Source organism: Mesorhizobium sp. M0663, from assembly GCF_040320585.1.
Classification (GTDB): Bacteria; Pseudomonadota; Alphaproteobacteria; order Rhizobiales; family Rhizobiaceae; genus Mesorhizobium.
This window is the reverse complement of sequence record NZ_JAMYPX010000093.1, coordinates 1-1,838: the sequence shown is the minus strand read 5'-3', so window position 1 is coordinate 1,838 and position 1,838 is coordinate 1. Positions and strand designations below refer to the sequence as shown.

Here is a 1,838-nt window from a genome sequence, read left to right as displayed (position 1 = left end):
TGTAGCAGCTAAGTTAAAATGTCCGGATCTGGCAAAGTAGGAATGTCGCTCCTGCCTTGCCAATCTGCCCGCATTTGAGAGCGCGGGAGATTGCAGATTGGGACTGGTTCTGATGAGCGAACGCGAGCTGCGGCGTATCGAGGTTTTGTCGAAGATTGTTGAGCGGCGAATGACGAGCGTTGCGGCGGCAAGCTTGCTCGGCGTTTCAGTTCGTCAGATCCAGCGGCTGTTGAAGACGTTCCAGGCGGATGGCGCTGCGGCTCTCCGGCACAAGGCGCGTGGCCGGCGTTCCAACAATCGCATTGTCGATGGTGTTCGCGACTTCGTGCTGGAGCTGATTCGCGAACACTACATCGACTTCGGTCCAACGCTTGCCCGCGAGAAGCTGATCGAACGGCATCAGCTCGCGGTCAGCAAGGAGACGCTGCGCAAGTGGATGACGGAGGCTGGAATCTGGACGTCGCGCCGTGAACGCAAGCAGCGGCTGCATCAGCCCCGCGGGCGGCGCGACTGTTTCGGCGAGATGGTGCAGATCGACGGCTCGCATCACTGGTGGTTCGAGAACCGAGGTCCAAAATGTGCCCTGCTCGTCTTCATAGACGACGCGACCGGCAAGCTCCTGCATCTGCGCTTTGCGGGGTCGGAAAACACGTTCGATTATTTCCATGCTGCCAAGGCGTATCTGCGGGACTGGGGCAAGCCGCTTGCGTTCTACAGCGACAAGCATGGCATTTTCCGAACGACCCATGGTTCCGAGAAGGATAGAAGCAGCGGCCTGACGCAGTTCGGCCGGGCTCTTTATGAGCTCAACATCGATATCATCTGCGCCAACACCCCACAGGCCAAGGGTCGCGTCGAGCGCGCCAACCAAACGCTCCAGGACCGGCTTGTGAAGGAGTTGCGCCTGCGCGACATCAGCACGATCGAGGCGGCCAACGCCTATGCGCCCGAGTTCATGGGGGACTTCAACGCACGCTTTGGCAAGGAGCCCCGCAATCCGAAGGATATGCACCGCCCTGTCGCCGATCATGAGAATCTGGACGGCGCCATGTGCCGCAAGGAGATTCGCACGCTGTCTCAGGCTTTGACGCTGCGCTACGACAAGGTGCTTTTCATTCTCGATCCGACCGATACCGCAAAGCGACTTGCCCGTAAAAAGGTCATCGTCTGCGACTATCCCGATGGTCGCCTTGAGGTCACTCACGACGGCATTAGCCTGCCCTACAGAACTTTCGACAAGCTGCGTTCAGTTCACAGATCGGAGATCGTCGAGAACAAGCGGCTTGATGCCGCCCTGGAACTGGTCGCCCAGATGCAGGCTGGCCGGGAGCTTCATCGCAGCCAGCGCGGGCCGCGGCGCACCGGACAGACGAACCACATGTTCGGCATTCCCGATGGCAGCCAGAGCAATGGCTATGTGAAGCGTGGCCGCAAGCCCGGCAAGAAGGCGGATTTCACAAAGGACCCCGCAGTCGTCGTGCGGCGTGAGCAGGCGCTTGCCAGAATGCCGGCAGCCAAGGTCGAGAGCCAGGCCGTCAAAGTCGATCTGACGCTCACGGAGAGCGATAGGCATCGTATTGCGGATGTCCTCGCCGTGCTGGACGAGTTTCCAATCAACCGGAAGGCTCAACCGACAACGGAAGCCGGCTTTTAGCTCGACGAGGGCCACGCGGCTCTCAAAGCTAAAGCCGAGGGATATCTACTGGATCGCCCCCGATCGGGCTGCGCAACCCCGACCAGCTGACGCCCGATCGGGCGCTCACGTCGCAGCCGGCAGCACCGTTATGCGACATTTCTACTTTGCTGACATCGCGACATTCGAACTTGGTTGCAACACG

Annotated in this window: 1 pseudogene; it reads left to right on the top strand. The window is 60.0% G+C overall.

Annotated features, from left to right (window positions below):
* Positions 1-112: 112 nt before the first annotated feature.
* A pseudogene (locus tag NKI54_RS36205) lies at positions 113-1,519 on the top strand (ISNCY family transposase); the annotation flags it as partial.
* Positions 1,520-1,838 lie beyond the last annotated feature (319 nt).